A 26,816-nucleotide genomic window follows, 5' to 3' on the forward strand; every position below is an offset into this window, starting at 1 on the left:
CAAGTTGCTGCACATCGCTTACGGCGTACTCAAATCGGGACAACCCTTCGATGCGCAAAAGGCGCTTGCTCACTGATGGGCAAGACGGTATCTACAAGGAAGCACACGTTGAAAATCAAATGGGCGGAAGACCTCAAGCAGTCCATGCATGGCCTGGCCGAGTCACTGGGCGATCTGCTGGTGGAAGGCTTTCACTACCTGGCGCTGTTCGGTATTGGTGGCATCACGGCCTGGGCGGCGGTGACGGCGTTTTTGCAGATGATCGAAAAGGGTCACATCACAGTCGATGACATCCTGCTGCTGTTTATCTATCTGGAGTTGGGTGCGATGGTCGGCATCTACTTCAAGACCAACCATATGCCGGTGCGCTTTCTGATCTATGTGGCGATCACCGCGCTCACGCGCTTGCTGATTTCCGATGTGTCCCACCATCAGAGTCCGGATATGGGCGTGGTGTATGTGTCGGGCGCGATTCTGCTGCTGGCCCTGGCGATTCTGGTGGTGCGCTACGCGTCGTCGAACTTTCCGTCGGTAACGCCGAGCAAGGAAAACAAAAGCGCTGCGTCCTCACGCTCGACCGAAGCCGAAGCGGCGGACACTGACTGAGCGCTTTGTTCAGGGCAGTGGATCAGACGGCGGCGTGTTCCAGTTCGATGCGTTGCTGCAGCGAACGGATCACGTTGCGTAGCCGTGTTTCGTCATTGCGCTGGGCCGGGCTGATCAGCCGTTTGGCCACTACTGTCTGCTCTTCTGACAAGGTCAACATGATGCTGCCATCGAGCCGCTCGATGCTCAGGTTGACGCGGTATTGCGGGTGGAACGCTTCGGTCAGTAACTGAAAGGGATTGTGCATAGTCCATTACCTGTTTGCTAAAGGGCTGAATAAAACTTGGCAGTGGCAGGTAGTTGAAACAGCCTGGTTTGCACACCAGTTGGGCAAGTCTTGTTATTCAAGTCTTGGTTGTTGACCGGTCGCGCTCGTACAAAGTTCTAATCTTTGGACCAGAAGTTTTGCGACACAGGTAATCAGCGTAGACGGCCGCTGAAAAACCTCCAAACGCCGTTCGCTAATTAATTCGACGGTACTTTTCCCGCTCCGCTCGGTCGCTGTATTTCACTGCCCAGTTACAGGGCAAGTGATTGTTTACGGTGCGTTTTTTGTGAAGGAAATGTGAAGGCCAGTGGCCATTTTCGACGCCAGAACCCATCAGTCGAATAAATAACGACCCTAAACCTTTCATTCACGACCGCTTGTCGACTCGGATACAAACTTGGCCCCTGACTTGCGAAGGGAATAGCAGGTATCCGCAGAACCGAGGTATGAGGCCATGGTTAATCCCTTCAAATACGTCAGCGACTCCTTTAAGGATGAGTTTCTGGTGCGCTTCAGCATTGGCAGCCCGGATGGCAGCGCAATGCTTTCGTTATCCAACGACCAGGGCCGAGTGGCGCAACGCATGCTCAGCAGTGATCAATTGGCCGACGTCGAGAAGCTTGAACAGGTGATCATCAGCATTCGCTTCGGCCTGGCCATCGACCAGGGGCGTGGCCTGTCGTGCCTGGGCAAACTCAGCCCGGCGGCCAACGAAATCCTGGCATAGGTTGGCTTGGGCTGCGCTGCCCGAGGCAATCCAGCAAGCCGCCGGGATTTTGCTCCGCGCGTGACACTGGCTCTTAAGTGAAATATATTCGCATTTAAGAAGCGACTGCCCTTTCCGGCAGCGACCGTGCCGGCTCACTGTGCGTTTTTCTCCTTTCCTTCCGCGCTTGCTCACCACCTTCCCGGTTGGTTGAACAGCGGGCTGCGAAACCCAGCGCTGGCCGGTAAATAGCCGCTGAATCAAGACCGGCAACGTCAGGCCATGAAGGAGCCCCGTGAGTACCGCTATCCCTACCAAAACCACCGTCAAGGCCTGGAGTTCGTCTCCGGCTGTGGCCCTGGGCTCGCGCATCGTCGCGGCAATCTTTGCCGGCTACGGGCTGGCGTATGCCAGCACCATGTTCCTCACGGTCTACCTGCCGCTGGTACGCAGCGATCGCGTGGTATTTGCCAGCCTGGCGAGTTTTATCGTCTATGTGGCGGCTGTCGTTTACACCTTTGCCGCCCGCTCCGCTTCGCGGGCCTGGCTGGTGCTGCTGGGCCTGAGCCTGCTGCTGGCCCTGGGCGCTCTGGTAGCCGGTGATTTTGGAGCCCGGCGATGAGTGCGGCGGATAACACTTCGGTGACTAGGGTAAAAAACAAAAGCCTGCGCCAGGCCATGGCCTGGCTGCATACCTGGGGTGGCTTGCTGCCGTCCTGGTTGCTGTTTGTGATTCTGTTTGGCGGCAGCATTGCCTGCTTCGATAAAGAGCTGGAAGTGTGGATGCGCCCGAGCCTGCACCCGGTCGGTGAAACCACCCTGAGCCTCGATCAGGTCAGCGCCTGGGTGCAAAAACAGGCCCCGAAGCCGCCACACGCCATCTGGATGCGCCCGCCGGACGAGCGCCAACCCTACTGGTATGCCGGCTACGAGCCGCAAAGCGAGCTGGAGCCGTTCGTCAGCTTCACCCTCGACCCGCAAACCGGTGACGTGCTGCCGAAAACCCTCGGCGGCACCTTCTGGTTCACCCTGCACTACAACCTGTTTGGCGGCATGCTCGGCATGTATATCGTCGCCATTGCCGGCATGTTCATGCTGGTGGCGCTGGTCAGCGGCATCATCATTCACCGGCGCATCTTCAAAGACTTCTTCACCCTGCGCCCGGACGCCAATGGCCAGCGCGCCTGGCTGGATGCGCACAATCTGTTTGGCGTAGTCGGTCTGCCGTTCCATCTGCTGATTGCCTACACCGGCCTGGCGATCTTCGTCACTTTCTATATGCCGGCGGGCTTGAAGGTCGGCTACAAGGGCGACATCGAAAAGATGTTCTCCGAAGTGCAGGGCCAGTTCGGCCGTGACGAACTCAAGCGTAAATCCGACCATGCGGCCTCCATCGACAAGCTGGTGCTCGACGCCAAACGTCGCTGGGCGGCCAGTGGCGAGGGTGGCACGGAAACCGGTTGGATCAGCGTGCACCACCCGGGCGACAAAGGCGCGGTGGTGGATATTCGCCGCTACGACCGTTCGCGGGTGGTCGACTTCCAATGGATCATGTCCTACGACGCCACCACCGGGGCCTTCCTGCATGAGCAGAAACCGTATAAACCCGGCTACACCGCATACGCCTGGCTGACCAATGTGCATATGGCCCAGTTTGGCGGTGCCATCGTGCGCTGGCTGTACCTGGGCCTCGGCCTGATGGGCTGCGCCATGGTGGTGGGTGGCCTGCAAGTGTGGCTGCGCAAACGCGAAGCCAAGGGCGGTTGGGGCATCGGTTTTGTCCGTGCCATGAACGGCGCAGTGATCGGCGGCCTGCCCATTGCCAGCCTCGGTTTGCTGTACGGCAACCGCCTGATTCCGGCCAATGTAAACCTGCGTGACCATTGGGAAGCCTATGCCTTTGTCGCCGTCTGGGTGGCCGTGGCGCTGTGGGCCGTGATCCGTCGCAACAGCGGCCGGGTTGGCCGCGACCTGTTCGCCGTCGGCGCGGTAGTGGCCATGGGCCTGCCAGCCCTGGACGTGCTTACCGGGCAACCGGGTGCGCTGAGCGCCGCCATTGCACGCGGTGATTGGCGTGTGCCGGGCATCGACCTGGCGATCTTCGCCGCCGGCCTGCTGTGCGCCAAGATGGCCTGGTGGCCGCGGGTGGCCAAAGAAGTGCCGGTGCAGGCGCGGAGCAAACGCGAACGCCGTGAACTGGTGGAGGAGAGCGTCTGATGTTGTTGCTCGCGTTCGGCCTCAACTACCTGGGCATGACTGCCCTGTGTCTGGCCATGTCCCGTCACCACAAAGCGCTGCTAAACAGTGCTCCCACCGCCGCCCGTACCAACGGTTTGCGCGTTATCGGCGCGCTGCTGCTGGCCGTGGGTATGGCCTTGAACATCATCGAGCTGACGGCCGACATGGGCATCATCACCGGCCTGCTGCAACTGATGCTGGCCGGCCTGGCGGTCGGCCTGCTGATGGCCTGGCGCAACCGCTGGGTGCTGCCGTTGGGTGGGCTGTTGCCGTTGGGTGGGTTGTTGGCGTTGTTGGCGTAACAAACGCAGAACCTTGTGGGAGGGGCTTTAGCCGCGAGCTCTTAAGATCAACAGCTCGCGGCTAAAGCCCCTCCCACAAAAAACGCTTACCGCAGCGCCAACCGATACTCCCCAGGCGTCGCGCCCAAGGCATTGCGGAAGGTATTGCTGAAATGGCTGGCGCTGGCGAAACCGCAGGCCAACGCCACGTCGCCCAGGGGCAGGGCGCTTTCTTTGAGCAGTTGTCGGGCCCGCACCAAACGCCGCGCCAATAGATAACGGTGCGGTGGCACACCAAAGCTTTCGCGGAACATCCGCGCAAAGTGGTATTCCGATAACGCCGCCAATCCCGCCAACTGCCCCAGGCTGATGGGCTCGCTCAGCTGCGCTTCGATGTAGTCGCGCAACTGGCGGCGCAAATTCGGTGCCAGACCACCTTTCAAACGCAGGTTCTGCCGCTGCCCGGCCTGATTGAGCAGCGCGTGGCCGACCATCTCGTGGGCCAGGCTGCTGGTGAGCAAACGCTCGCCCGGCTCATTCCAGTTCAGCGCCGCCAGTTGGCGAAACAGGCCGGCCTGCACGGGGTCGTCGACAAAGGTGCTTTCGCGCAACTCCACCTCCCGTGGCTCGCGGTCCAGCAGGCTGACCGCGCTGAGGGCAAAGCGCTCGGGGCTGATATACAGATGGGCCAGGCGGATATCGCCATTGATCACCCAGGACGAATCATGGCCGGCCGGCATGATGCACAGTTTGCCCGGCGCGCCTTTGGCGCTGGGGTTGTCGCGGCGGAAGGTGCCGGTGCCGCCGGCCAGGTAGCAGGACAGGGTGTGATGACTGGGCCCCTGGTACTCGCGGGCATCGTGGTAGTTGCTCCACAGCGCGGCGGTGAGGCCGTCGCCCAACTCGGCACAATGCTCCAGCTGCGCATGGGGCGAGCTGTTGAGCGATTGAAACACCTGAATGTGCGGGAGTTGAGGCATGCGGCAGGGCGTCGCTGGCTAACTGACTGTGGCACCTATGCTAACGCGCGCGCGCCTGGCTGCCAGCCGCCTTGGGCAAATAAGCGCAAGTTTCTGCAAGCGCCCGGACCGCCGGTTGCGCAGACTGCCGGCATTGCTCGGGAGCCTTGCCATGAACCTGTCGTTGTACCTGTTGACCGTCCTGATCTGGGGCACCACCTGGATCGCCATCAAACTGCAGGTGGGCAGCGTCGCCATCCCTCTGTCCATCGCTTATCGCTTCGGCCTAGCGGCGATTGTGCTGTTTGCCATTCTGTTGCTCAGCCGCCGTTTGCAAACCCTCAATCGCCGCGCCCAGTGGCTCTGTCTGGCCCAAGGCTTGTGTTTGTTCTGCATCAACTTCATGTGTTTTTACACCGCCAGCCAATGGATACCCAGCGGCCTGATCGCCGTGGTGTTTTCCACCGCCACCTTATGGAATGCCCTGAATGCGCGGGTGTTCTTTGGCCAACGTATCGCCGCCAATGTGCTGGCCGGCGGTGCCCTCGGTCTGGCCGGTCTGGCGCTGTTGTTCTGGCCGGAGCTGGCGGGGCATGAGGCCAGCCGGGAAACCCTGATCGGCCTAACGCTGGCGCTGTTCGGCACCCTGTGTTTTTCCGCCGGCAATATGCTCTCCAGTCTGCAACAGAAAGCCGGCTTCAGACCCTTGACCACCAACGCCTGGGGCATGCTCTACGGCGCGCTGATTCTGGGCGGTTACTGCCTGCTCAGTGGCACGCCGCTGAGCGTTGACTGGAGCACGCAATACGTAAGCTCGCTGGTGTATCTAGCCATTCCCGGCTCCGTGATCGGTTTCACCGCCTACCTGACCTTGGTGGGGCGCATGGGGGCTGATCGGGCGGCGTATTGCACGGTGCTTTTTCCGGTGGTGGCGTTGAATATCTCGGCGTTTGTCGAAGGCTACCAATGGACGGCAACGGCGTTGGTGGGGTTGTGGTTGGTGATGCTGGGGAATGTGTTGGTGTTCAGGAAGCCCAAGGCGGTGGGGGCACCAGCGTTGGCTCGTTGAAAGCGTATCGCGGCTCAAGCCGCTCCTACGGGGTCGCACAATTTGTAGGAGCGGCTTTAGCCGCGATGCTTTTGATTTTATGGCCATTGACCGAATTCTGACCCACGGGTTTACAATCCCCGCTCTTCCAACGGAGCACCCCCGTGTTAACCCATCTCGACTCCCAAGGCCGCGCCAATATGGTCGATGTCACCGACAAAGCGGTGACCTCCCGCGAGGCCGTGGCTGAAGCCCTGATCCGCATGCAACCGCAAACCCTGCAAATGATCCAGGCCGGTGGCCACCCCAAGGGCGATGTATTTGCCGTGGCGCGCATTGCCGGCATCCAGGCGGCGAAAAAAACTTCCGACCTGATTCCCCTGTGCCATCCGCTGATGCTCACCAGCGTCAAGGTCGAGCTGAGCGCCCAGGGTGAGGACTGCGTACGCATCCAGGCGCGCTGCAAACTGGCCGGCCAGACCGGGGTGGAAATGGAAGCCCTGACCGCCGCCAGCGTCGCCGCCCTGACTATTTACGATATGTGCAAAGCGGTGGACCGCGGCATGGTTATCGAGTCGGTGCGTTTGCTGGAGAAACTGGGCGGCAAGAGCGGCCACTTCAAAGCCGGCGAGGAGCAGTGATGATTCGCGTGCAGTATTTCGCCCGTTATCGCGAAGCCCTCGGCATCGAAGCCGAACAGTTGAACAACGCCAGCGCCTTCACCACCCTCGACGCCTTGCGCCTGCACCTGCTGGCCCGTGGCGGGGTGTGGCAGGTGTTGGCCGAACAGAACCTGATGTGCGCCCGTAACCAGGAGCTGTGCAGCCTCGACGAGCCCCTGGCCGATGGCGATGAAGTAGCCTTCTTCCCCACCGTGACCGGAGGCTGAGATGGCCATTCGCGTACAAACCGACGCCTTTGATCCAGGCCATGAACTCAACGCCATGCACGCCGCCAATGCCGGGGTGGGCGCGGTGGTGAGCTTCGTCGGCTATGTGCGCGATTTCAATGATGGCCGCGAGGTGTCCGGCCTGTTCCTCGAACACTTCCCCGGCATGACCGAGAAGGCCTTGGGCAAAATCGCCGATGAAGCCGGCCAGCGCTGGCCGCTGCTCAAGGTGGAAGTGATTCACCGCATCGGCCGCCTCGAACCTGGCGAGCCCATCGTCTTTGTCGCCACCACCAGCGCCCACCGCCAGGCCGCCTTCGACGCTTGCGCCTTTATCATGGATTACCTGAAAACCCGCGCGCCGTTCTGGAAGCAGGAAGACACCCCCGAAGGGCCGCGCTGGGTGGAAGGCAAGTGCAGCGATAAAGACGCCGCCAATCGTTGGTAGAGAGGCGTAGGGCGAATATCGCCGCAGGTGATATCCGCTGATTCGGTGTAACGGCGGATATCCGCGCTGCGGATATTCGCCCTACGTGTTCAATCAGAACTTATACGTCCCCGACACACTCAAGCTGCGCGGCTCACCGTAGTAGGTGGTGCCGAAGTTGCCGAGCCCCGACAAGTACTCCTTATCGAACAGATTCTTGGCATTCAGGCTGGCGCTCAGGTGCTCGTTGAAGTCGTAGCGCGCCATGGCGTCCACCAGGGTGTAGCCGCCTTGCTTGAGTTCATACGGACCCCAGGCCTGGCCGTAGAACTGGCTCTGCCAGCTCAGCCCGCCGCCGATGGTCAGGCGGTTGAGGTCGCCAGTCAGGCGGTAGGTGGTGAACAGGCGCGCCACATGCTCGGGTTTGGTGGTGGACAGCGGATAGCCATAGATGCGCTGGTCGTCCTTGTCGCGGGTGCGCGCGTAGGTGTAACCGGCTGAGAGGTTCCAGCCCTCGCTGATCTCGCCGGCCAGTTCCAGCTCGATGCCCTTGGTGGTCGCACCTTTGATTGGCTTGTAGTAGTCGATGCCGGTCAGGGTGGTGCCCACGTATTGCGCCACGTTGTCCTGTTCGATGCGGAACAGCGCCAGGCTGGCGTTCAAACGGCCGCCCAGATATTCGCCTTTCAGGCCGCCCTCATAGCTGGCACCTTCCACCGGGTCGAGGGTGTTGAGGTTCTGCTGTTTCACTGTCTGCGGCTGGTAGATCGAGGTGTAGCTGGCGTACACCGAGTAGGTCTCGTCCAGGTCGTACACCACCCCGGCGTAAGGCGTGACCACACCATGCTGTTCGTAGCTGGTGCGGGTGTCGGGGTCGACGTAGAAGTCGCTCTTGTCGTCGTACTTGAAGGTGCTCACGCGTGTGCCGAGGATGATCGCCAGGTCATCAGTCGGCTTGAAACGGCTGGCCAGGTAGGCGCCGCTCTGGCGCTGGTTGGTTTCATAGTCGCCGGTCTTGGCGAAGTCCGGCTCGCGGTAGTCGCCGCTCCAGTCGAACAGGTTGCCCGGCACCGCATCGCCGCCCAGCCCCTCGTACAGGTCGCCGGTGGTTTTCGCGGCGGCGGCGGTATAACCGATCACCAGCTCATGTTCGCGCCCGAACAGGCTGAATGGCCCGCTGGCATTCACATCCACCGTGTCCTGCAGGCGATGGCCTTCCCAGTGGCCCCAGTAGAAGGCCGCGCCTTCGCCGGTGGCCGGGTCCAGGCCGGCAACGGTGGTGCCGCTGGCCGAGCCGAGCAGGGTGTCGTGGTCGTTGATCATATGGGTGAGGCTGGTTTTCAGCTTCCAGTCATTGGCCAGGGTCTGTTCCACCGAGCCAAAGAAGGTGGTGCTCTCGAAATCGCGACGGCTCCAGTCGGTGCCGGGGTTGAACGAGCGGGAGAAGTCGGTTTCGCTGCCGTCGTTGTAGAACGCGATATCGCCGGTCCACGAGGTGCCGCGCGGCTTGTTGTTCTGCTGGTCGATGCCGAAGGTCAGCAGGGTGTCCGGGGTCAGATCGGCTTCGAAAATGCCGTAGAGAATGTCTTTTTTCTGCGAGTAGTGGTCGAGGTAGGAGTTGCGGTCCTGGTACACCCCGACCATCCGCCCACGCACTGAGCCCTCGTCATTCAGCGGGCCGGATACATCGCCTTCGCTGCGGTAGTCATCCCACGAGCCGGCAGTGCCGGTGACCGAGGCCTGAAACTCGCGGGTCGGGCGCTTGCGCACCAGGTTGACGGTGGCAGACGGGTCGCCCAGGCCGGTCATCAAACCGGTAGCACCCTTGATCACCTCCACGCGGTCGTACACCGCCATATCGGTGTGGGTGGTGCCCTGATCGTAGACACCGTCGTACAGGGTGTTCACACCGTCGTACTGGTAGTTGGTGATGGTGAAGCCGCGGGTGGAAAACTCCATACGGTCACTGTCGTACTGCTGGGCCGAAACCCCCGGCGTGCGCGCCAGCACATCGCTGATATCGCGGGCACCCTGATCATCCATTTGTTGCCGGGTGATCACGGTCACCGACTGCGGCGTTTCGCGAATGGACAGCGGCAACTTGAGCGCCGAGCGGGTGCTGCCGGTGGTGTAGGAACCGCTGCCTTCGGTGCTCTCGCCGAGGCTGCTGGCGTTGATGCTGGTGGCGCTCAGCTCCAGGCCTTCGCCGGTCGGTGCCACGGCCAGCGAATAGTTGTTAGCGCCTTGCTGCACGCTGCGCAGGCCACTGCCGGCCAGCAACTGGGCAAAGCCCTGGCTGACGCTGTAGCTGCCCTGCAGGCCGGCACTCTGCTTGCCATTGGTGAGGCTGGCGTCGAACGACAGCACCACACCGGCGTCTGCGGCAAAGCGGCTGAGCACCGCACCCAGCGGGCCGGGGGCAATCGAGTAGCTGCGCTGGGCGCTGGTTTCGGTCTCTGCCGCTTGCGCCGCGGCGGGCATCAGCAATGCCCCGTGCAGGGCCAGGCTGGTGCCGAAAATGGCGGCGGCCAGTGGCGTTCTGAGGGGGCGACGCGCTGTAGGTTTCTGCCCTGCGTACATGCTGACTCCTGAAGATCGTGTAGGCGTTATGGTTCTTTGCAGAGGGAGTCGAGCGAGGGACGGCAAATCGACAATGGCGGGTAAAAAATTTTTCAGGGCGGCGGGGCAGGGCGAAAACTCAGGCCTGGGGCAACACCCGCACCCAGTAACGGCTGCGTTGTTCGATGCGCACCGGCAGGGCGCGAGCGATGGCGGCGAGGGCGCTGTCGGTGTCATCCAGCGGATAAGCGCCGGACAGCCGCCGCCCGGCGATATCCGTGCTGCACTGCACAAACCCCGGGCGATAGCGTTGCAGCTCGGCCAGCAGCTGGTCGAGACGCCAGTTGTCGATCACCAGTTGGCCATTGACCCATTGCGCCTCGCTGGGATCGAGAGCGCTGGGGCTGAAAAGCTGGTTGGCAGAGAAGGACAGGCGCTGGTTGGCCGGCACAATCTGCTCGGCACCGTTACCGTTTTTGCTCTGCACGGCCACGGCATGTTCCAGCACGCCGAGGTCGGTGATGCCCTCGCGTTGCCGCACGGTAAAGCGCGTACCGAGGGCGCGCATATCGCCTTCGGCACTGCGGACCACAAAGGGGCGCGGGTCTTTTCCGGTTTCGATCAGTACTTCGCCAGCGCGCACGATGACCAGGCGCAGATCGGCCTGCAAGTGCACATCCACAGCGCTGGCGGTGTTGAGGATCAGCGTGCTGCCATCGGCCAAGGCAATGCGCTGGCGTTCACCGACACGGGTGCGGTAGTCGGCCAGCCACAGCGGTGCTTCACGGTAGCCATACAGCCCCAGGCCGCCCGCGCCAACGCCCAGAAACAAGCCTTTGAGCAACGTGCGCCGCGCCAGCGCAGGGGCCGAGTTGGCGTGTTGCATGGCCTGGTAGGCGAGCGGGCCGGGCAAGCCCTGGAGCTGCGCCTGCAAGCGCTGCACCTGCTGCCACGCCCATTGATGCGCAGCGTCCTGGGCATACCAGACGCTCCATTGCTGCTGTACCTCGCCACTCACCGGCTCGGCACCCAGACGCGCATACCAATGCGCCGCCTCGCGCAGCGCCAGACGTTTGTCCGGGGTTTTCATAGCTGCGCGTCCAGGGCGAACAGCAGGCAGTGCTCGGTGGCCTTGGCCATGTACTTGGTCACCGAACTGACCGACACCCCCAGGCGTTCGGCGATGGCGCTATAGCCCAGGCCTTCGAGCTGGGACATAAGAAACGCCTGCTTGGCCTTCTGACCCAGGCCATCGAGCATGGCGTCCAGCGCCAGCAGGGTTTCCACCATCAGCAAGCGGGTTTCCGGGGAGATCTCTTCGGCCTGCGGCTGCAACGCCAACGCCTGCAGATAGGCTTGTTCAATGGCCCGGCGGCGGAAGTGATCGACCATCACGCGCTTGGCCACCGTCACCAGAAAGTGCCGAGGCTCCTGCAGATCGCTGGGCAAACGCGCGGCGCGGTCGGCCAGCAGCAGGCGCATAAAGGTGTCTTGCGCAAGGTCGGCCGCGTTGTGCGAGCAGCCAAGGCGCCGCCGCAGCCACGCCGTGAGCCAGCCATGGTGGGCGCTATAGAGCTGGTGTAACGGTTGCCCGGCGGAAGACATCAGACACTCGCGCTGTGCAGCGGCTAGGAAAGGGTGGCAAATGATAATGTCTATCAAGTGACAATTGCCACTGTTTGCGTGAGGAGGGGGTTGTGTCGTTTGCAGGGATCGCGGCTCAAGCTCCTACAGGGGAGCGCGTTGCCCCCGAAGGAGCGGCTTGAGCCGCGATGCTGTTTTAATTCGTTCGCCCACAAAAAAGCCCGTCACATGGACGGGCTTTTTTGTGGGCGACGATCAGTGCTTACGCGGCACCGGCGTCAGCAACTCGGTCGGCGGGGTTTCGCAATTGATCTTGCGCCCCAGCAGTTCCTCAATCGCCGGCAACTGGTAGGAGTCGTCTTCACCGGCAAAGCTGATCGACACACCGCTGGCACCCGCGCGACCGGTACGGCCGATGCGGTGCACGTAGTCGTCCGGCATTTCCGGCAGGGTGAAGTTGATCACATGGCTGATGCCATCGATATGAATGCCACGGCCGGCCACGTCGGTGGCGACCATCACGCGGATCTTGCCTTCGCGGAAGCCTTCCAGGGTTTTGATCCGCTTGTGCTGCGGCACATCGCCGGACATCTGTGCGGCACTCACGCCGTCACGGATCAGGCGTTCTTCGATGCGGCGCACTTCGTCTTTGCGGTTGGCAAACACCATTACCCGTTCCCAGTTGTTCTGGGTGATCAGGTTGTACAGCAGCTTGTATTTGTCGCTGCCGGCGACCGCGTAGATATGTTGTTCCACGGTGTCACTGGCGACGTTTTCCGGCTCGATTTCAACGATGGCCGGGGTGGTGGTCCACTGTTTGGCGAGGTTCATCACGTCTTCGGTGAAGGTCGCGGAGAACAGCAGGGTCTGGCGTTCGTTTTTCGGCGGGGTCTGGCGAATGATCTGACGTACCTGGGGAATAAAGCCCATGTCGAGCATGCGGTCGGCTTCGTCCAGCACCATCACTTCGACCATATCCAAGTGCACTTCGCCGCGCTGAGCGAAGTCCAGCAGGCGACCTGGAGTGGCCACCAGAATGTCGCAGAAGCGCGATTCGAGCTGCTTGAGCTGCTTGTCGAAATCCATGCCGCCGACAAACGACATCACGTTCAGCCCCGAGTACTTGGTCAGCAACTCGGCGTCTTTGGCGATCTGCACCACCAACTCGCGGGTGGGGGCGATGATCAGCGCGCGCGGCTCGCCCATGTAGCGCTCTTTCGGTGCCGGGGTCTGCTGCAGCTGGGTGATGATGGAAATCAGGAAGGCGGCGGTTTTACCGGTACCGGTCTGGGCACGGCCGATGGCGTCCTGGCCCTTGAGGGTGTAGCCCAGAACCTCGGCCTGGATCGGCGTGCAATACGGGAAACCCAGGTCGTGGATGGCGTGCATCAGCTCATCGGACAGCTGGAAATCATGGAAACGGGTTTTGCCGGCTTGCGGCTCAACCACGAAGTCTTCCAGTTTCCAGGTGCTCACCGCCGGCACCGGACGGGCCCGACGGGGTTTTTCTGAATGGTGGGTGGTGCTGGTGGCGCTTTCGGCTGGCGCTGGAGCGGCGTGGGTGCGCTCGGTTTTCGCTGCGCGTGGTTGCCGCGGCTGGCTCGGTTTGGCCTGGCGGGGGCTGTCTACGGCAGGGGTGGGCGCGGAAGAGGGGGCGGCAGGGACAGACGCCGGCAGCTCGCCTTCGCCTTTGCCAAACATTTTCTTGAGTGCTTTGAGCACGGGAATCTCTTCAATTGGTTAAGGAATGAACGCCCGCCAGTGTAAAGCAATAAGTCGGTGCGGCGAAATGTTGCAGGCAACTGCCTAAACATCGGCCGGCGGCGGACGTTCATCCCCTTGCCACTCAGGCCTCGGGTAGGGTTTGCAGGAGCAGGCGCTGGACATTGCCGCCCATGATCGCGGCGATATCCGCCTGGCTGAAGCCAGCCTTGAGCAGGCCTTCGGTCAGTTGCGCCAGGCCGGTGCTGTCGAACGGCGCGTGAATGGTGCCGTTGAAGTCCGAACCCAGGGCCACATGGGCGACGCCGACCTTGTCGGCGGTGTAGCGAATGGCTTTGACGATGGCCGGCACCGAGGTCTCGCACACCGCGGTGTCCCAGAAGCCGATGCCGATCACCCCACCGGTGGCGGCGATTTTCTCGATATGGGCGTCGCTGAGGTTACGGGTGCCCGGGCAGGTGCCTTCAACCCCGGTGTGCGAGACCAGCACCGGGCGGGTGGCCATGGCCAATACGTCGTCGATCAGCGGGCGCGAGGCATGGGCCAGGTCCACCAGCATGCCTTTCTGTTCCAGACGGGTGATCACCTGGCGACCCAATGGGGTGAGACCACCCTTGGCCAGGCCGTGGGCCGAGCCGCCGACCTCGTTATCAAAAAAGTGGGTGAGGCCGGCAATGCGGAAATCGGCGTCATATAGACGGTCGACGTTATCCAGCTTGCCCTCGATCACCTGCAGCCCCTCGGTGGCCATGATCCCGGCGACGCGGTTGGGGTCTTTTTTCCAGGCCTCTATAAAGGCAGCGAGATCGCCGCGGGTTTTGATCACCACCAGCTTGCCATCGCTATTGGCGGCACCTTCGTGCAGTTTCCGGCTCTGGTAGAGGGCGCGTTGCAGCAGGCTTTTCCAGGTGGCGGTGGGCCAACGCTGGGCCATCACCAGCAGGGTGATGTCGTCGCTGTCGCTGCCATTGTTTTCGTAATTGAGGTTGTGCGGGGTTTTGGTCACGGTGGAAAACACCTGCAACGCCACACGCCCCTCGATCAGCCGCGGCAGATCGGAATGGCCATAGCTCACGCGCTTGAGGATATCGCGCTGCCACAGCAGCTCATCGTTGTGCAGGTCGGCGATAAACAGAGTTTTGTGCAGGGCTTCGGCCTGTTCATTGGCCGGGTAGGGTGCCGGGTTTTCCACGCTGTTGAGCGTGCGGTCGAGGTAGCTGGGCAGGCTGAAGAACACCCCCAGGCCAATAGCCAGCAAAACCAGTACGGCAATCGAAAGTTTACGCATAGGTCGCATCCGAGCTTTTGTTGTTGTGGCCCGGACTGTAGCAAATCGGCGGCGGTGCTGGGCGTACGGCAGCTGGCCCGGGGCTGCTTGCGCGCAGCCCCTCTCCAAGGACATACGAAACAGGGGGCAGGGGATTTAGCCCGGGCAGGCACCAGCGTCCGGGACATTCGTCGGAAAGCCGCGCAGCGCCGTTCGGCTTCGGTAGAATCCGCCGCCGTAGCGCCCGTACCAGGCGGCGCAGATCCGACCAGAGCCGTTTGCCGTAGCTCTGAAGCCGAGGTTGTAGATGTCGTTGCAGGCGCTGTTTTCTCTCGCTTTGTCCCACCCCGCACAATCGATCAATGCCCTGGCACTGTTCTTCGCCCTCGCCGGCAGCTGGCTGCTGATCGCCACCCGTATTCGCCAGCGCCGCGCCATCGCCGGTCTGCTGGCCGACAGTGAACTGGCCGAAGGCACCGAACTGTCCAGCCTCGATGCCTCCACCCTGCAGCTCAACCGCTTCTTTACCGCGTTTGGCTATGCCAGTTTGGCGATTGGTCTGCTGGTGTCCTGGTTCAGTACCCAGATCTGAAATGGACCGTTGGGCTTCGCTGCGCTCCAGCCAATCTACGATCTGCAACAAAACGCCAATACGAAAAAAGGCGGCACCCGATACCGGGGCCGCCTTTTTTGTTGCCGACTGCGCCTTACAACGGCAGGCCGGCCTTGATTCGATACTGATTGCGCACCGGCGTGGCGTACTGCACCACCAGAAACGGCCGCTGCTCGGCCGGGCAACTGTCCAGGCGCTTCTGCCATTCCTGCTGCGCCGCCGCCAGCTCTTCGGCCGGGAACAGCTCGGTGGCGTCCGGCACCTGCAGCGTCGGGTCGCGATCGGCCCACTGCGCATAGGCCAGGTAATGCGCTGGGAACAAGCGGTAGCCACTGAGAATCTGCCGGTCCATTTCTACCGCCAGCTGCTTGCTGTCCTCAAAACCGTCCAGTACCGGCGGGGCGAAGTTCAGGTGTACCCGGCCCTTGTAGCCGGTAATGCCCAAGCCAATGCTCTTGTCATCTTCACCGGCGGCCTTCTCGTAACTACCGGTGCTGGCGCGGATAAACAACTCTCGGGCCTTGGCCTGATCGCAGGGGTCGTACTCGTAACTGATCGACACCGGCACCAGATTCAGCCGGCCAATCACCTCGACGAACGGCTCGTCCTTGCGGCTCATATGGAACATCTTGAGGATCGCCGAATCGGTACGGTCATCACCGTCCTTGGCGCGGCCTTCGGCCTGAGCGATCCAGATCGACTCATGATCATTGCGAATCGAGTGGTTGATATAGGCCGACAACAACTGGAACGCCGCCAGCTTCTCGCGCCGGCCACTCAGGGAGCGGTGCACGATAAAGCTCTTGTTCAAACGCATCAGGTCGCTGACAAAGGGCTTTTGCAGCAGGTTGTCGCCAATGGCGATGCGCGGCGTCGGCAGGCCGGCGTGGTACACCGCGTAGTTGACGAAGGCCGGGTCCATCACGATATCGCGGTGGTTGGCCAGAAACAGATAGGCATTGCCGGCCTTGAGGTGCTCCAGACCGCTATAGGTCACGCCATCGGTAGCCTGCTCGATACTGCGGTCGACATACACCTCGACCTTGTCCTGCAAGGTCGCCACCGAATCGATCGCGGCGAACTGCGAACGCAGACGATGGGCGATCAGCGGCTTGAGCAACCAGGAAAAATGCCGGGAAAGGCGAGGAAAGCGGAAATGGGTAAGGATCTGCAAAAACGCCGGGTCCGCCAGCAGGCGATTCAGGACCGCAGGGACTTCGGCGTCAGCGTACGGTCGGATGGCATCGAATTCGCCCATCATGCTCTCTTGTTCTGCTTGCGGTTACGGTTGGAAATGCGCCCTGCAGGCCGTGTGAAAAATACGGCGAGGCTGCTCGGTCAGCAATAGACCGGCGATTATACCTACAAGTCACAGGGAGACTACGCTTGCTCCTGTAACGCTTCACAAGGCTTTACGACGTTCAGGCGATTTTCCGGAGTTCCCTATGCTCGAAACCCAGCTCTACGACTGCCCGTATTGCGGTGAACCGGCCGAGGCGCTGCTCGATCTTTCCGGCGGTGATCAGCAGTACATCGAGGACTGTCCGGTGTGTTGCCGGCCGATTGTGTTTGATCTGCGTACCGATGGGGATGGCTGGGATCTGGATGTTCGTGGGGAGAATGACTGATGCAGCGCATTTATGAGCCACAGGATCTGATGGAAGCGGAATTGCTGACCAGTATGCTGGCCAGCGAAGGTGTGCAGGCCCATGTCACGGGTGGCCATCTGCTCGGCGCGGCGGGGGAGTTGCCGGTCATGGGGCTGTTGGGCTTGCTGGTGCCCAATCAGCAGGCCGAGCACGCACGCGGTCTGATCGCCGCGTACAATGCCGCGCAGCCGCTGCCGGGCGATGAGCCTGAAGAATTCCAGGGCATCCTCTTATGCTGAACCCTTTTCAATGAGCCCCCTGCCTGATGTGTGGACGCTACGCCCTGTTTCGCTGGACACCCGCCCTGGCGGCAACCCCTGGTTTCCCCGCCGACCAACAGCCGGGCTGGAACATCGCGCCCAATAGCCAGGTGCTGATGCTGCGCCAGGTCGAGGGCCAGCGTCAGGCCGAGCGCGCCCGTTGGGGCCTGACCCCGCCCTGGCTCACCGATCTGTCGAAAACCCCTGCCCATGCCCGCGCCGAAACCCTGGCCGAACAGCCGATGTTTCGCGATGCCTTTCGCCTGCGCCGGGCGTTGCTGCCAGCCAATGGCTTTTACGAGTGGCGCGGCTCGGTGCGCAAGCGCCCCTACTGGATCACCCGTGAAGAGTCGCCGTTGTATTTCGCCGCGGTGTGGGAGGCGTTTCCAGTGCAGGGCCATACCTACCTGAGCGTAGCGGTGATCACCCAGCCGGCCAATGGTTTGCGCCGGCCGCTGATCCTCGATGCGGCGGGTCAGGAGGTTTGGCTGGGCGCTGATACGCCGCTGCCGGCCTTGCAGGAACTGCTCTGTCAGCCCAACCCGAGCTTGCGTGAACGGGCGCTGGCGCATTTCGTCAATGACCCCAAGGCCAATGGCCCCGAATGCCTGACCCCGGCCTAAGGCTGTTCGGGAAAGAGCGCAGGGTCAGAAAACTGCGCCATCAGGTGATCGAACACCAGTCGCACCCGAGGCGACACCGGTCCACGCTGCGGGCGGTAGATAAACAGGTCCCAGGCCGGCGGCGCGACGCTATCCAACACGCTGAGCAACGCGCCGCTGCGCAGATGGGGCACGGCCAGGTAACTCGGTACCTGGGCAAAGGCCAACCCGGCCAGCACCGCTTCCAGCTCCGCCTCCGGGTCATCACTGATAAACACCGCCTGTTCAGGCAGCAGCTGTTCATGGTTGGCAAACATCCACGGCCAGGGTTTACCGCTGCGGCGGTCGATCAGCGCCGACAGCGGCTGCTGCTGCAGCGCTTCGAGTGATGAAGGCGCGCCGGTGGTGGCGAGCAGAGTGGGGCTGGCGACCACCCACAACGGCACCTTGGCCATCGGCCGGGCGATATACCGGCGGTCGCGGATCATGCCGACGCGGATACCGATATCGATCTGCGCGCTGACCGCATCGGTCATTTCATCTTCCAGGCGCAGGTCCACCTGCAGGCCCGGGTGCTCACGCAGCAGCGGCACCAACAACTGCACCAGAAAACGCCGGCCGATGGCATGCGGCGCGGTGATGCCGACCCGGCCGCTGATCTCATTGCTCGGGTGGCGCGCGTTGCGCTGGAACAATTGGTCGACGCTGTCCAGGGTCTGCCGCGCTTGCTCCGCCAGGCTCTGGCCAAAGGCGGTGATCTGCACCTGGCGGGTGCTGCGGTGAAAGAGGATTTCGCCGAACTGCTGCTCCAGCTCCTGAATCGCCCGGGTCACGCTTTGCGGCGAAATGCTCAGGCGCATGGCCGCTTCGCGAAAGCTGCCAGCCTCGGCGGCGGTACAGAGAATTTTCAGCAGTTCCATGCGGTTGAGCATCAGGTGGGGCCTTGTATGATTTGTTCCAGTTTATGGAATAGCCAAATCCTATCTGTTCCATTTTCAGTTGCAAGCGCGCTGCCCATACTCGCCCTCAACGGCTGCCAACTCCCTGGCCCGCAATTCTGAGGACATGAGCATGAGCAACAATATCGAAGGCAAGGTTGTAGTGATCACCGGGGCCAGCAGCGGCCTGGGCGAAGCCACTGCGCGCCACCTGGCCGCCTTGGGCGCATCGGTGGTATTGGGTGCGCGGCGCAAGGATCGTCTCGACAAGCTGGTCAGCGAAATCACCGGTGCCGGCGGCAAGGCCGTGGCCTATGCCACCGATATCACCGAGCGCAGCCAGGTCGAAGCGCTGATTCAAGGCGCGGTGGACAGCTTCGGTCGTGTCGATGTGCTGATCAACAACGCTGGCCTGATGTCCATCGCCCCCATGAGCGAGATCAAGGTGGACGAGTGGGAGCGCATGATCGACATCAATATCAAAGGCCTGCTCTACGGCGTTGCCGCTGCCCTGCCACGCTTCCAGCAGCAGAACAGCGGGCACTTTATCAACGTTGCCTCGATTGCCGGGCACAAGGTGTTCAGCCCGGGTGGCACCGTCTACAGCGGTACCAAGTTCGCCGTGCGCGCCATCAGCGATGGCCTGCGCCATGAAGTGGGCGGGGCGATCCGCACCACAGTGATTTCGCCGGGCGCGGTGGACACCGAGCTGAAACACGGCAGCTCGCACCAGGCCAGCAGTGAGGGCCTGAACGAGTTCTACAAAATGGCGATTCCGGCGGAATCGGTGGCGCGGGCGATTGCCTTTGCCATCGGCCAACCGGCAGACGTCGACATCAGCGATATCTTGCTGCGCCCGACCGTGCAGGATTTCTAAGCAACAAAAAACCCGCGAAAGCGGGTTTTTTTATACGCACTAAATCCCGTAGGAGCGGCTTCAGCCGCGATGCCTTTAAGATCAAGCGCATCGCGGCTGAAGCCGCTCCTACGAAAAAACGGCGACTGCATCAGTCTTTGCGACGCTTGAGCTGATCCTGCAACTGGGTGGGCAGATTGCGGATGGTCAGGGTGCCGGCGGCTTCGTTGTACTCGATATTCGAGCCCAGCAGGTGCGCCTCGAAGCTGATCGACAAGCCTTCGGCGCGGCCGGTAAAGCGGCGGAACTGGCTGAGGGTGCGTTTGTCCGCTGGAATCTCCGGCGACAGGCCGTAGTCCTTGTTGCGGATATGGTCATAGAAGGCTTTCGGCCGTTCTTCGTCGAGCAGGCCGGAGAGCTCCTGCAGGGTCATCGGCTCGCCCATCTTGGCCTGGCTGGTGGCGTAGTCGACCAGGGTGTCGGTCTTGGCACGCGCCTGTTCTTCCGGCAGGTCTTCGCTTTCCACGAAGTCGCTGAAGGCTTTCAGCAGGGTGCGGGTTTCGCTGGGCGAGTCGACGCCTTCCTGGCAGCCGATAAAGTCGCGGAAGTATTCCGAGACCTTCTTGCCGTTCTTGCCTTTGATAAACGAGATGTACTGCTTGGACTGCTTGTTGTTCTGCCATTCCGACAGGTTGATGCGTGCCGCCAGGTGCAGTTGGCCGAGGTCCAGGTGCTTGGCCGGGGTCACGTCCAGCGCGGCGTTTACCGCTACGCCTTCACTGTGGTGCAGCAGGGCGATGGCCAGGTAGTCGGTCATGCCCTGCTGGTAGTGGGCGAACAGCACATGGCCGCCGGTGGACAGGTTGGATTCTTCCATCAGCTTTTGCAGGTGCTCGACGGCCTGACGGCTGAAGGACGTGAAGTCCTGATCGCCAGCCTGGTATTGCGCCAGCCAGCCACTGAACGGAAACGCCCCGGACTCCTCCTGAAAGTAACCCCAGGCCTTGCCCTGTTTGGCGTTATAGCTTTCGTTGAGGTCGGCGAGCATGTTCTCGATGGCCTGGGATTCGGCCAGCTCGCTGTCGCGGGCGTGGAGAACGGCAGGGGTGCCATCGGGTTTTTTCTCGATCAGGTGAACGATGCAGTGGCGAATCGGCATGGCGGTCTCGGTTTAAAAGTACAAGCGGCGCGCAGTTTACCCGACCACTTCGGTCTGGGTCGCCCTTCGCCGCTGTAAGGCTTGCAAGCGCTCGATCATGTAGCGCAGGTGCATGTGCAGTTCATACAGCTCGTTGGAGTAGGACAGCGGCACTTCCACTCGCGCCAGTTCGTCCTCCAGCCCTTCCAGACGGGCGATCTCGGCACTCAGGTCGCTGGGCAGCTTGCCTTTGTACAGTTGCTGGTCGATTTCCCTCAGGTGTTTGTACCAGCGGTAGATGCGCGCACGGATGCGCCACTGGTAGATCGGGCCGATGGCTTTGAACAGCGGGAACAGCAACACCAGCAGCGGAATGGCCAGAATGATGTAGCGGTCGGCCAGCGAGGCAATGCGGAACGGCAGGTAGCGCTGCAGAATCGGCAGGCCTTTTTTGTAGTAGTAGTCGGCCTCGTCCAGGGTGTGCAGCGACAGCGGTGGCGGTGCCGGGTAGCTGCCGGCGGGGTCGAGCAAGCTGCCGTTTTTCAGCACGGTTTTCGCCGCTTCCAGAATCAGCGCGGTCAGCGAGGGGTGGAAGTTTTCACCACTTACCAGGGTGGCCATCGGGCCGAGGGTGACGATGTCGTGGTCGGGGGTGTTCTGCGCCATATCGAGCATTCCTTCGCCCACCTGCAACTCGCTGAGGTAGGGCAGGCGCGCCAGGTAGGCCGCGGTGCGGCGCAGGCTGACCAGTTGCAGATTGGGATCGGCAGCCAGACGCTGGATCAAGGCGTTCTCGGCCGGGCCGACAAAGAACGCCGCATCCAGCTCGCCAGCAAGCAGCGCATCGGCGGCCTTGCCACCGCCCACGGCTTGCCAGGTTTTCGGGTACTGCGCGGGTTCGATGCGGTTGGCGGCAAAGAGCGCGGCGGTCACCGCCTGGGTGCCGCTGTCTTCAACACCGATGGCCACGCGCATTTTCATCAGATCGGCGAGGCGGTCGAACTTGGCTTTCTTGGTCAGAAACAGCCACAGCGGTTCGCGGTACATCACCCCCAGGCCGCTGAGTTTGTCCCGCGCATCAGCGGCGATGCTGAGCTCCTGGCCACTCTGCACCAGGGCCAGTTCCACTTCGCCCTTGGCCAGTTTGTTGAGGTTGTCCTGCGAGCCCTTGCTTGCCACCAGCTCCAGGCTGAAGCCCTGTTTCCCCAGCTCGGTTTTCAGCTTCTCGGCAAAGGCGTGGTAGCCGCCACCGGCAGCGCCAGTGGCCATGCGCGCGTGCATGGGCGGGGGCGGGGCGACGAAGTAGAAGAGGGCACCGACTAACGCCGCCACCACCGGGACTATCCACAGGTTGGTCAGCAACATGATTTTCAGGTCACGCAAGATCCTACGCATTGCACATCCTTAGCGGTGCTGTCGGTGCAATAGAGCGTAACCGCCTCGAGGATTTTTCGCCTGTTACGAATGCAGCGAGGCGGGCAGCATTTCTACCTCAGTGAAACGGCGTGTATCGCTTGTTCATTGGCCGCTTGCTCATTGAAGAACGGCTGAACCTAACGCTGCGGTTGGTCATGGATGCTCTTCCGTAGTTTCGCAGTCACCCGGCGTCTTGGGTGGAATACAGGAAGCTAGTCCATGCCTCGAACCTGGTTTTACGTGGCGTTAGCGCTGATTTGCTCAGGTGCCACAGTGGCATTTTTACTGCGCGATCCTTCACCCACTGCTGCCGCAGCGGTCCCCATAGCCTCTTCTCTAACCGCTCCGGTGTCGTCCAGTTCGCCGAGCGCCGCGCCTGGCTTTGCTGGGGGGGGAAGCACCGCGCCTTCGCGTAAGAACGTGCAGGTCCAACCGGCGACGCCGGATGGAAGCTTGCTCGAGCTCTGGGACAGCCACTCGCTGGTGCCCGAGCAGCAGAACGAAATGACCCTCTACCACACCCAGGTCCCGCTTACCGCCCTCAGCAGTCTGGCAGTCGGCATGACCCTGCAAATGGCCGTGCCCGGCCGTGAAGAACCGCTGCGCGCCAAGTTGGACGAGACCCACAACACCGGTGCCGCCGTCTGGAGTGGGCCGGTGCAGGGGGGGCAGCCGGAAGACACCCTCACCGTCGTGCGCGGGCAGTTGGAGACCCACATCACGCTTGCCACCCGCGAGACGACGCTGTCCGTTGTGGTGGACAACGCCAGCGGCAAAGCCCTGATCACCGACCAAAACCAACTGCTGATGCGCGCCACCCCGGACGCCATCGTCAAGCCCAACTCCAAGCCATTGCCGCCCCTCGCTCCGCCATCGCGCGGGTGAGCGCTACAGGACCAAGACCATGAAAAAAATACTCGCCTTGCTGGGCATGCTCGTATTGGCCCCGATCACTCAAGCTGCACCCGAACCTCGCACCATCGATCTGCTGGTGCTGTACACCAAGGAAGCCCAGGCTCTGCCCAACGGACGTGATATGGATGCGCGTATCGCCAGCTATATCGAGTTCGCCAATAACGCGTTCAAGAAGAGCAACGTCGACCTGCGCTTGCGCCTGGTGAATCGGCAAGTGCTGAACTGGGCGAGTTACCCAGGCGTGTCCAAAACTGACTTGGCTGCGTTCGCCGCCGATCCCCGCGTTCAACAACTGCGTGAAACCTATGGTGCCGACGTGGTGCAGCTGGTCAGCCGGACCGAGGAGGGGCAGGGCTATGGGGTGTGCGGCATTGGTTACGTACTCTCCGGAGGGCAGAAAAGCGGCACTTTCCAGGCCGGCTCCTGGGCCAACGCTTACGGCATTACTGGCGTAGATTGCAGCCTCAGCACCATGGCCCATGAGATCGGCCACAACCTGGGGCTGCGTCACTCCTATGAGCAGGACCAGACCGAGGGCTACTACGCCTACCTGGCCCAAGGCTTTCACCTGGGCACCTACGAGTGGGGGCGTGGCTACGGCGTGCAGGGGCGCTTCGCGACCATCATGGCGTACCCTGAGGAATTCAACACCTCGGTGCGCGCACCATTGTTCTCCACGCCTGCGGTGTCCGACGGCACCTGCACGGGCCTGGCTTGTGGCAGCGCCGGCTTTGCCGACGCAGCCCGCGCGTTGAACGACATGGCCGTGCAGATTGCCGCCCTGCGACCGACGAAAGTGCCCGAGACGGTCAACCCTACCAGCACGCCCAGCGAGCCTGTCTCACCCACCACGCCGACCACTCCCGTGACGCCGCCGGTACCGGCCTGGTGCGACAAGCCGGCGCTCAAAGGTCTGGTCGCCAATGGCGAGTTTCGTACCCTGGATGGCTGGAAGGCGTTGCTAAATCTGGCCAGTCTGAGCCAGCTCAACGTTGGCAAAACCTGCCGCGATGACGCCCTGCAATTCGATCTGCCGGCCGGCCGCAATGATGTGCTGGTCACCTCCGTCGGCGAACTCAAGGTTGGCAGCACCTATCGGCTGAAGGCGAAGGTGATGCTCAAGGGTAGCAACGTACGTGGCAACGTTTACCTCGGTATGGTCCATGAGGAAAACGCCGGTATCAGCTACAGCAGCGTCAACGGCGTGATCAAGTCGGTGACGAGCAGCGAGTTCACGCCCATCGACATGACCTTTGTCTACCAGCCGCCGGGCACCTTCCGTAACGCCTACCTGGGGCTGGTTAGCCTCAACCGGCTTGGCGTATTGCTGGATGAGGTCGAGCTTAGTGAAGTGACTAGCCCCGCCACTCCGGTTACCCGGGCGGCGTACAGCTGGAACTTCGACAGCTCCATCGATGAGTGGACGGGATTCTATGGCAGCACCCGGCTCAAGGCGCTGGCGGCACCGGGCAAATCCCTGGAGGTATACGGCCGCGAGGGCGATGGCACCGGTGCCAGCCTTTCGCTGGTGGGCAAGCTGCAGCCGGGACTGGCCTACCGCTTCTCCGCCGACGTGATGGTGGGAAGTTCTGCCCGCGTCGCCGCGCTGGCCTATGCCTACCTGTACCTTGAAGATCCTGCCGGCAACGGCCGGCTGCTGCGGTTGGGCGCGGTGCGCACCCGGGGCGGGGTCTGGGGCAATTTGCAGCAGAGCTTCCGGGTGCCAGCGGGAAGCTACCAATACATGGAACTGCTGGTGCTAGGCACCCGTGCCGACCAGTCCCTGTACCTGGATAACGTCAGCCTCAAACCGCAATAACACATGCCCCTTGGCACCCCTGGGGTGCCAAGGGGGTATTTTCGTTTGCTGTTAGTGCGCCGAATGGGTCGAGGCAGATGAGCGACTGGTGCGGATAAAGTCCAACGCCGCCAAGGCCAGCAACAGGCCGACCGCATACCAAGCGTCATAGCCGAGGGCGATCAACACCAGCGCACACAGCGCCGCACTGAAGGCCGCCACCCAGCGCCACAGGCCTTTGAGCAGCACCCAGCCAGCACCCATGCTGAACAGATAGATCAGCACAAAGTTGCCGTTGGCGTAGCGAATCAACTGGTCTACCGACAGCTGCAGCACCGCCGCCAGGCTGGCGCACAGGGCGCAGATAAACACCACCAGCAACAGCGCCCGCGCCGGTACGCCATGCCGATTGCGCTGGGCCAGGGGGCGCGGCAGCTTGCCTTCGTCGGCCAGGCTCCAGATCAGCCGGGCAAAGCCCTGCACATACACATTCATCGAGGCGAAGCAGGCCAGGTAACCGATCAGCGCACTGAGCCAGCGCGCCTTGGCTCCGAACAACTGGTCGAGCATGCGCGGCAGGGAGGCGGCGTCAGTCTGTACATCGCCATAGGCATGGAAACTCAGCACCGCCAGGGAGCAGGCCCAATACACCAGGCCAGCCAGCAATACGCCAAGCAACAGGGCAAGGGGGAAGTCGCGCTGCGGGTGTTTGAATTCCTCACCCATATGGGTAAAGGCTTCGATGCCGACAAAACACCAGAACATCACCCCCAGCGCCGCCGGCAGCAGGTGCCAGGAGCCGCTGAGTTCCGGCAGCAGCGGCTGGTTGGCGTGGGGCAGGTCACCGGCCCACCAGATCAGGCCGACGGTGGCGATGATCGCCAGGGCAATCGCGCCCTGAACCATGCCCGAGGCTCTGGCTGGGCGCTGGCCGAGCAACAGCATGGCACCCAGGGTGGCCAGTTGAATCAGCAGCGCCTCGCCACGGCCAATGGCGAACAGGGCCTGGAAAAAACCGGTGGAGATATTCAGCGCGGCCGGCAAGCCAACCGGCAGCACGGCAAGAAACAGCAGGGCACTGATGCGTTCCATGCGTGCGCCAAAGGCGCGCCCGATCAGGTGCGGCGCGCCGCCGGCATGGGGAAAGTGGCGGCCCAGTTGAGCGAAGGTAAAGGCCACCGGCAACACCAGCACAATCAATAGCAGCCAGGCCCACAACGAGGCACCGCCAGCCGCCGTGGCCGCCAGGGCCGGGACCACGAAAATGCCAGTGCCCAGCAGCGAGGTGCTCAGCAGGCCGATGCCCTGCAACAGGCTCAATTCTTGGTTCAGGCGACTCATGGGGTATGCTCTGCGGTCCGTCGTTGCCCATGGTAAGCCGCAGGCGTTTTTGCCGGCGCAGACAGACCGTCGGCATTACCCGGCAAACTGGCGGAAGTCACCGTCAACCTGCTTTGCGTGAGATTTCTTGTGGACAAGTTCGATCAGCAGATCATCGCCCTGTTGCGTGCCGACGCCCGTTTAGCCGTGAGTCAGGTTGCCCGCGAGGTCAACCTGTCGCGTTCGGCGGTGAGCGAGCGGATTCGCCAGCTCGAGCACAATGGCACCATCCAGGGTTACCACGCGCGCATCGCCGAACCGCAAGGGGTGGCGGTGAAGTGCTATCTGGAACTGTTCTACAACGGCGGGCGCTGCGAAAACTATGTCGAGCGCATGCAGGTCTACCCGGAAATCCGCCGCATTAGTGGGATCAGCGGCGAGACCGACATGCTGGTGTATATCGAAGCGCCCTCCATGCAGCGCCTGGCTGAGGTGCGCGGCGCAATCGAAAACTTCCCCGGCATGCAGAAAGTGAAAACCCATATGGTGGTCAAGGATTGGGCGTTCTAGCAAAAACCTCCGTCGTCCCAGCGTAGGCTGGGACCCAGAATGGGGCAGGAGAACGCATTTCCATGCCGAATTCTGGATTCCAGCCTGCGCTGGAATGACGGTGATAAAGGCAGAAACCTCCGTTGGGTTTGCCGCGATTCCTGCAATCGAAAACTTCCCCGGCATGAAGAAAGTGAAGACTCATATG

General features: G+C 62.0%; 28 protein-coding genes and 1 pseudogene. 17 read left to right on the forward strand and 12 right to left on the reverse strand.

Going from position 1 to position 26,816, the window contains the following annotated elements; all coding sequences use genetic code 11:
• Positions 1–108 precede the first annotated feature (108 nt).
• Entirely contained in the window at positions 109–606 is a 498-nt protein-coding gene (locus tag ACVW0Y_RS16385; protein WP_457439548.1) for a phosphate-starvation-inducible protein PsiE, read from the forward strand.
• 37 nt (positions 607–643) lie between these two features.
• Here ACVW0Y_RS16385 and ACVW0Y_RS16390 read toward each other — a convergent pair.
• Positions 644–853 (reverse strand): annotated as a pseudogene (locus ACVW0Y_RS16390) (DUF3509 domain-containing protein); the annotation flags it as partial.
• 475 nt (positions 854–1,328) lie between these two features.
• Between ACVW0Y_RS16390 and ACVW0Y_RS16395 the strand changes: the two are divergent.
• From ACVW0Y_RS16395 to ACVW0Y_RS16410, 4 genes are all read left to right on the forward strand, one after another.
• Positions 1,329–1,601 (forward strand): DUF3509 domain-containing protein, encoded by a 273-nt coding sequence (locus tag ACVW0Y_RS16395; protein WP_457439550.1) that lies wholly within the window; start codon positions 1,329–1,331, stop codon positions 1,599–1,601.
• A gap of 274 nt (positions 1,602–1,875) precedes the next feature.
• Entirely contained in the window at positions 1,876–2,202 is a 327-nt protein-coding gene (locus tag ACVW0Y_RS16400) for a DUF3649 domain-containing protein (protein ID WP_457439552.1), read from the forward strand.
• Positions 2,199–3,797, forward strand: a complete 1,599-nt coding sequence (locus ACVW0Y_RS16405; protein ID WP_457439554.1) for a PepSY-associated TM helix domain-containing protein — start codon at positions 2,199–2,201, stop codon at positions 3,795–3,797. The genes ACVW0Y_RS16400 and ACVW0Y_RS16405 overlap by 4 nt, the downstream gene beginning before the upstream one ends.
• Positions 3,797–4,120 carry a DUF3325 domain-containing protein gene (locus ACVW0Y_RS16410; protein WP_457439556.1) on the forward strand — a complete coding sequence of 108 codons (324 nt, stop codon included), beginning with the start codon at positions 3,797–3,799 and terminating at the stop codon, positions 4,118–4,120. Before ACVW0Y_RS16405 ends, ACVW0Y_RS16410 begins: the two co-directional genes overlap by 1 nt.
• 86 nt (positions 4,121–4,206) lie before the next feature.
• Here ACVW0Y_RS16410 and ACVW0Y_RS16415 read toward each other — a convergent pair whose 3' ends face one another.
• A complete protein-coding gene (locus ACVW0Y_RS16415; protein ID WP_457439558.1) occupies positions 4,207–5,079 on the reverse strand; it encodes a helix-turn-helix domain-containing protein in 873 nt (290 codons plus the stop codon).
• Between the two features lie 151 nt (positions 5,080–5,230).
• On the opposite strand from ACVW0Y_RS16415, the gene ACVW0Y_RS16420 reads away from it, so the two are divergent.
• From ACVW0Y_RS16420 to moaE, 4 genes are all read left to right on the forward strand, one after another.
• The gene (locus ACVW0Y_RS16420; RefSeq protein WP_457439560.1) at positions 5,231–6,127 is read left to right on the forward strand and encodes a DMT family transporter; all 897 of its coding nucleotides are present in this window, start codon (positions 5,231–5,233) and stop codon (positions 6,125–6,127) included.
• A gap of 143 nt (positions 6,128–6,270) precedes the next feature.
• Positions 6,271–6,747, forward strand: a complete 477-nt coding sequence (gene moaC / locus ACVW0Y_RS16425; RefSeq protein ID WP_457439562.1) for a cyclic pyranopterin monophosphate synthase MoaC — start codon at positions 6,271–6,273, stop codon at positions 6,745–6,747.
• Positions 6,747–6,995 (forward strand): MoaD/ThiS family protein, encoded by a 249-nt coding sequence (locus ACVW0Y_RS16430; RefSeq protein WP_457439565.1) that lies wholly within the window; start codon positions 6,747–6,749, stop codon positions 6,993–6,995. Before moaC ends, ACVW0Y_RS16430 begins: the two co-directional genes overlap by 1 nt.
• Position 6,996: 1 nt before the next feature.
• A complete protein-coding gene (gene moaE, locus ACVW0Y_RS16435; RefSeq protein WP_457439567.1) occupies positions 6,997–7,443 on the forward strand; it encodes a molybdopterin synthase catalytic subunit MoaE in 447 nt (148 codons plus the stop codon).
• Positions 7,444–7,536: 93 nt separating this feature from the next.
• On the opposite strand, the gene ACVW0Y_RS16440 is transcribed toward moaE, so the two are convergent.
• The 5 genes from ACVW0Y_RS16440 to ACVW0Y_RS16460 form a co-directional block, all read right to left on the reverse strand.
• Positions 7,537–10,002 (reverse strand): TonB-dependent siderophore receptor, encoded by a 2,466-nt coding sequence (locus ACVW0Y_RS16440; RefSeq protein WP_457439569.1) that lies wholly within the window; start codon positions 10,000–10,002, stop codon positions 7,537–7,539.
• Between the two features lie 118 nt (positions 10,003–10,120).
• Positions 10,121–11,071 carry a FecR domain-containing protein gene (locus ACVW0Y_RS16445; protein WP_457439570.1) on the reverse strand — a complete coding sequence of 317 codons (951 nt, stop codon included), beginning with the start codon at positions 11,069–11,071 and terminating at the stop codon, positions 10,121–10,123.
• Positions 11,068–11,586, reverse strand: a complete 519-nt coding sequence (locus ACVW0Y_RS16450; protein ID WP_457439572.1) for a sigma-70 family RNA polymerase sigma factor — start codon at positions 11,584–11,586, stop codon at positions 11,068–11,070. Before ACVW0Y_RS16450 ends, ACVW0Y_RS16445 begins: the two co-directional genes overlap by 4 nt.
• Before the next feature lie 234 nt (positions 11,587–11,820).
• Complete coding sequence (gene rhlB, locus ACVW0Y_RS16455; RefSeq protein ID WP_457439574.1) at positions 11,821–13,287, reverse strand: ATP-dependent RNA helicase RhlB; 1,467 nt, start codon at positions 13,285–13,287, stop codon at positions 11,821–11,823.
• 124 nt (positions 13,288–13,411) lie between these two features.
• A complete protein-coding gene (locus tag ACVW0Y_RS16460) occupies positions 13,412–14,575 on the reverse strand; it encodes a dipeptidase (protein WP_457439576.1) in 1,164 nt (387 codons plus the stop codon).
• Positions 14,576–14,861: 286 nt separating this feature from the next.
• Here ACVW0Y_RS16460 and ACVW0Y_RS16465 point away from each other — a divergent pair, with 286 nt between their 5' ends.
• Positions 14,862–15,146: a hypothetical protein gene (locus tag ACVW0Y_RS16465; RefSeq protein WP_457439578.1), complete on the forward strand. Its 285-nt coding sequence runs from the start codon at positions 14,862–14,864 to the stop codon at positions 15,144–15,146.
• Positions 15,147–15,261: 115 nt separating this feature from the next.
• On the opposite strand, the gene ACVW0Y_RS16470 is transcribed toward ACVW0Y_RS16465, so the two are convergent.
• A complete protein-coding gene (locus ACVW0Y_RS16470) occupies positions 15,262–16,425 on the reverse strand; it encodes a 1-acyl-sn-glycerol-3-phosphate acyltransferase (protein WP_457439580.1) in 1,164 nt (387 codons plus the stop codon).
• A gap of 187 nt (positions 16,426–16,612) precedes the next feature.
• On the opposite strand from ACVW0Y_RS16470, the gene ACVW0Y_RS16475 reads away from it, so the two are divergent.
• Genes ACVW0Y_RS16475 through ACVW0Y_RS16485 form a run of 3 tightly spaced genes read left to right on the forward strand, consistent with a single transcriptional unit; the run spans position 16,613 to position 17,699 of the window.
• On the forward strand, positions 16,613–16,795 hold the full coding sequence (locus ACVW0Y_RS16475; protein ID WP_457439582.1) for a CPXCG motif-containing cysteine-rich protein: 183 nt from the start codon (positions 16,613–16,615) through the stop codon (positions 16,793–16,795).
• On the forward strand, positions 16,795–17,055 hold the full coding sequence (locus ACVW0Y_RS16480; protein ID WP_457439584.1) for a putative signal transducing protein: 261 nt from the start codon (positions 16,795–16,797) through the stop codon (positions 17,053–17,055). Before ACVW0Y_RS16475 ends, ACVW0Y_RS16480 begins: the two co-directional genes overlap by 1 nt.
• Positions 17,056–17,081: 26 nt before the next feature.
• Positions 17,082–17,699, forward strand: a complete 618-nt coding sequence (locus ACVW0Y_RS16485; RefSeq protein WP_457439586.1) for an SOS response-associated peptidase — start codon at positions 17,082–17,084, stop codon at positions 17,697–17,699.
• Here ACVW0Y_RS16485 and ACVW0Y_RS16490 read toward each other — a convergent pair.
• Positions 17,696–18,610 (reverse strand): LysR family transcriptional regulator, encoded by a 915-nt coding sequence (locus ACVW0Y_RS16490; RefSeq protein ID WP_457439587.1) that lies wholly within the window; start codon positions 18,608–18,610, stop codon positions 17,696–17,698. The genes ACVW0Y_RS16485 and ACVW0Y_RS16490 overlap by 4 nt on opposite strands.
• Positions 18,611–18,749: 139 nt before the next feature.
• Here ACVW0Y_RS16490 and ACVW0Y_RS16495 point away from each other — a divergent pair, with 139 nt between their 5' ends.
• Positions 18,750–19,493 carry an SDR family oxidoreductase gene (locus ACVW0Y_RS16495; RefSeq protein ID WP_457439589.1) on the forward strand — a complete coding sequence of 248 codons (744 nt, stop codon included), beginning with the start codon at positions 18,750–18,752 and terminating at the stop codon, positions 19,491–19,493.
• A gap of 130 nt (positions 19,494–19,623) precedes the next feature.
• Here ACVW0Y_RS16495 and yejK read toward each other — a convergent pair whose 3' ends face one another.
• The gene (gene yejK, locus ACVW0Y_RS16500) at positions 19,624–20,631 is read right to left on the reverse strand and encodes a nucleoid-associated protein YejK (protein ID WP_457439590.1); all 1,008 of its coding nucleotides are present in this window, start codon (positions 20,629–20,631) and stop codon (positions 19,624–19,626) included.
• 36 nt (positions 20,632–20,667) lie between these two features.
• Positions 20,668–22,005, reverse strand: coding sequence for a TAXI family TRAP transporter solute-binding subunit (locus tag ACVW0Y_RS16505; protein WP_457439592.1), 1,338 nt, complete (start codon positions 22,003–22,005; stop codon positions 20,668–20,670).
• 240 nt (positions 22,006–22,245) lie between these two features.
• Between ACVW0Y_RS16505 and bamI the strand changes: the two genes are divergently transcribed.
• A complete protein-coding gene (bamI, locus tag ACVW0Y_RS16510) occupies positions 22,246–22,911 on the forward strand; it encodes a biofilm-associated metzincin protease inhibitor BamI (RefSeq protein ID WP_457439594.1) in 666 nt (221 codons plus the stop codon).
• Positions 22,912–22,930: 19 nt separating this feature from the next.
• Positions 22,931–24,760 carry a biofilm-associated metzincin protease Mep72 gene (gene mep72 / locus ACVW0Y_RS16515; RefSeq protein ID WP_457439596.1) on the forward strand — a complete coding sequence of 610 codons (1,830 nt, stop codon included), beginning with the start codon at positions 22,931–22,933 and terminating at the stop codon, positions 24,758–24,760.
• A 51-nt stretch (positions 24,761–24,811) separates the two neighbouring features.
• On the opposite strand, the gene yjeH is transcribed toward mep72, so the two are convergent.
• On the reverse strand, positions 24,812–26,080 hold the full coding sequence (gene yjeH, locus ACVW0Y_RS16520) for an L-methionine/branched-chain amino acid transporter (protein WP_457439598.1): 1,269 nt from the start codon (positions 26,078–26,080) through the stop codon (positions 24,812–24,814).
• A 129-nt stretch (positions 26,081–26,209) separates the two neighbouring features.
• On the opposite strand from yjeH, the gene ACVW0Y_RS16525 reads away from it, so the two are divergent.
• A complete protein-coding gene (locus tag ACVW0Y_RS16525) occupies positions 26,210–26,629 on the forward strand; it encodes an Lrp/AsnC family transcriptional regulator (RefSeq protein ID WP_457439600.1) in 420 nt (139 codons plus the stop codon).
• Positions 26,630–26,816 lie beyond the last annotated feature (187 nt).

The sequence above is a fragment of the Pseudomonas sp. TE3786 genome (assembly GCF_054057335.1).

Excerpts from the sequence above, each read along its gene's own strand:
- ACVW0Y_RS16420 (WP_457439560.1), top strand. The coding sequence starts at position 5,231 with ATGAACCTGTCGTTGTACCTGTTGACCGTCCTGATCTGGGGCACCACC.
- bamI (WP_457439594.1), top strand. The coding sequence starts at position 22,246 with ATGCCTCGAACCTGGTTTTACGTGGCGTTAGCGCTGATTTGCTCAGGT.
- ACVW0Y_RS16470 (WP_457439580.1), bottom strand. The coding sequence starts at position 16,425 with ATGGGCGAATTCGATGCCATCCGACCGTACGCTGACGCCGAAGTCCCT.
- ACVW0Y_RS16480 (WP_457439584.1), top strand. The coding sequence starts at position 16,795 with ATGCAGCGCATTTATGAGCCACAGGATCTGATGGAAGCGGAATTGCTG.
- ACVW0Y_RS16505 (WP_457439592.1), bottom strand. The coding sequence starts at position 22,005 with ATGCGTAGGATCTTGCGTGACCTGAAAATCATGTTGCTGACCAACCTG.
- ACVW0Y_RS16410 (WP_457439556.1), top strand. The coding sequence starts at position 3,797 with ATGTTGTTGCTCGCGTTCGGCCTCAACTACCTGGGCATGACTGCCCTG.
- yjeH (WP_457439598.1), bottom strand. The coding sequence starts at position 26,080 with ATGAGTCGCCTGAACCAAGAATTGAGCCTGTTGCAGGGCATCGGCCTG.
- ACVW0Y_RS16445 (WP_457439570.1), bottom strand. The coding sequence starts at position 11,071 with ATGAAAACCCCGGACAAACGTCTGGCGCTGCGCGAGGCGGCGCATTGG.
- ACVW0Y_RS16450 (WP_457439572.1), bottom strand. The coding sequence starts at position 11,586 with ATGTCTTCCGCCGGGCAACCGTTACACCAGCTCTATAGCGCCCACCAT.
- ACVW0Y_RS16495 (WP_457439589.1), top strand. The coding sequence starts at position 18,750 with ATGAGCAACAATATCGAAGGCAAGGTTGTAGTGATCACCGGGGCCAGC.
- ACVW0Y_RS16395 (WP_457439550.1), top strand. The coding sequence starts at position 1,329 with ATGGTTAATCCCTTCAAATACGTCAGCGACTCCTTTAAGGATGAGTTT.
- ACVW0Y_RS16405 (WP_457439554.1), top strand. The coding sequence starts at position 2,199 with ATGAGTGCGGCGGATAACACTTCGGTGACTAGGGTAAAAAACAAAAGC.
- yejK (WP_457439590.1), bottom strand. The coding sequence starts at position 20,631 with ATGCCGATTCGCCACTGCATCGTTCACCTGATCGAGAAAAAACCCGAT.
- ACVW0Y_RS16465 (WP_457439578.1), top strand. The coding sequence starts at position 14,862 with ATGTCGTTGCAGGCGCTGTTTTCTCTCGCTTTGTCCCACCCCGCACAA.
- ACVW0Y_RS16475 (WP_457439582.1), top strand. The coding sequence starts at position 16,613 with ATGCTCGAAACCCAGCTCTACGACTGCCCGTATTGCGGTGAACCGGCC.
- ACVW0Y_RS16490 (WP_457439587.1), bottom strand. The coding sequence starts at position 18,610 with ATGCTCAACCGCATGGAACTGCTGAAAATTCTCTGTACCGCCGCCGAG.
- ACVW0Y_RS16415 (WP_457439558.1), bottom strand. The coding sequence starts at position 5,079 with ATGCCTCAACTCCCGCACATTCAGGTGTTTCAATCGCTCAACAGCTCG.
- moaE (WP_457439567.1), top strand. The coding sequence starts at position 6,997 with ATGGCCATTCGCGTACAAACCGACGCCTTTGATCCAGGCCATGAACTC.
- ACVW0Y_RS16485 (WP_457439586.1), top strand. The coding sequence starts at position 17,082 with ATGTGTGGACGCTACGCCCTGTTTCGCTGGACACCCGCCCTGGCGGCA.
- mep72 (WP_457439596.1), top strand. The coding sequence starts at position 22,931 with ATGAAAAAAATACTCGCCTTGCTGGGCATGCTCGTATTGGCCCCGATC.
- ACVW0Y_RS16440 (WP_457439569.1), bottom strand. The coding sequence starts at position 10,002 with ATGTACGCAGGGCAGAAACCTACAGCGCGTCGCCCCCTCAGAACGCCA.
- ACVW0Y_RS16430 (WP_457439565.1), top strand. The coding sequence starts at position 6,747 with ATGATTCGCGTGCAGTATTTCGCCCGTTATCGCGAAGCCCTCGGCATC.
- ACVW0Y_RS16460 (WP_457439576.1), bottom strand. The coding sequence starts at position 14,575 with ATGCGTAAACTTTCGATTGCCGTACTGGTTTTGCTGGCTATTGGCCTG.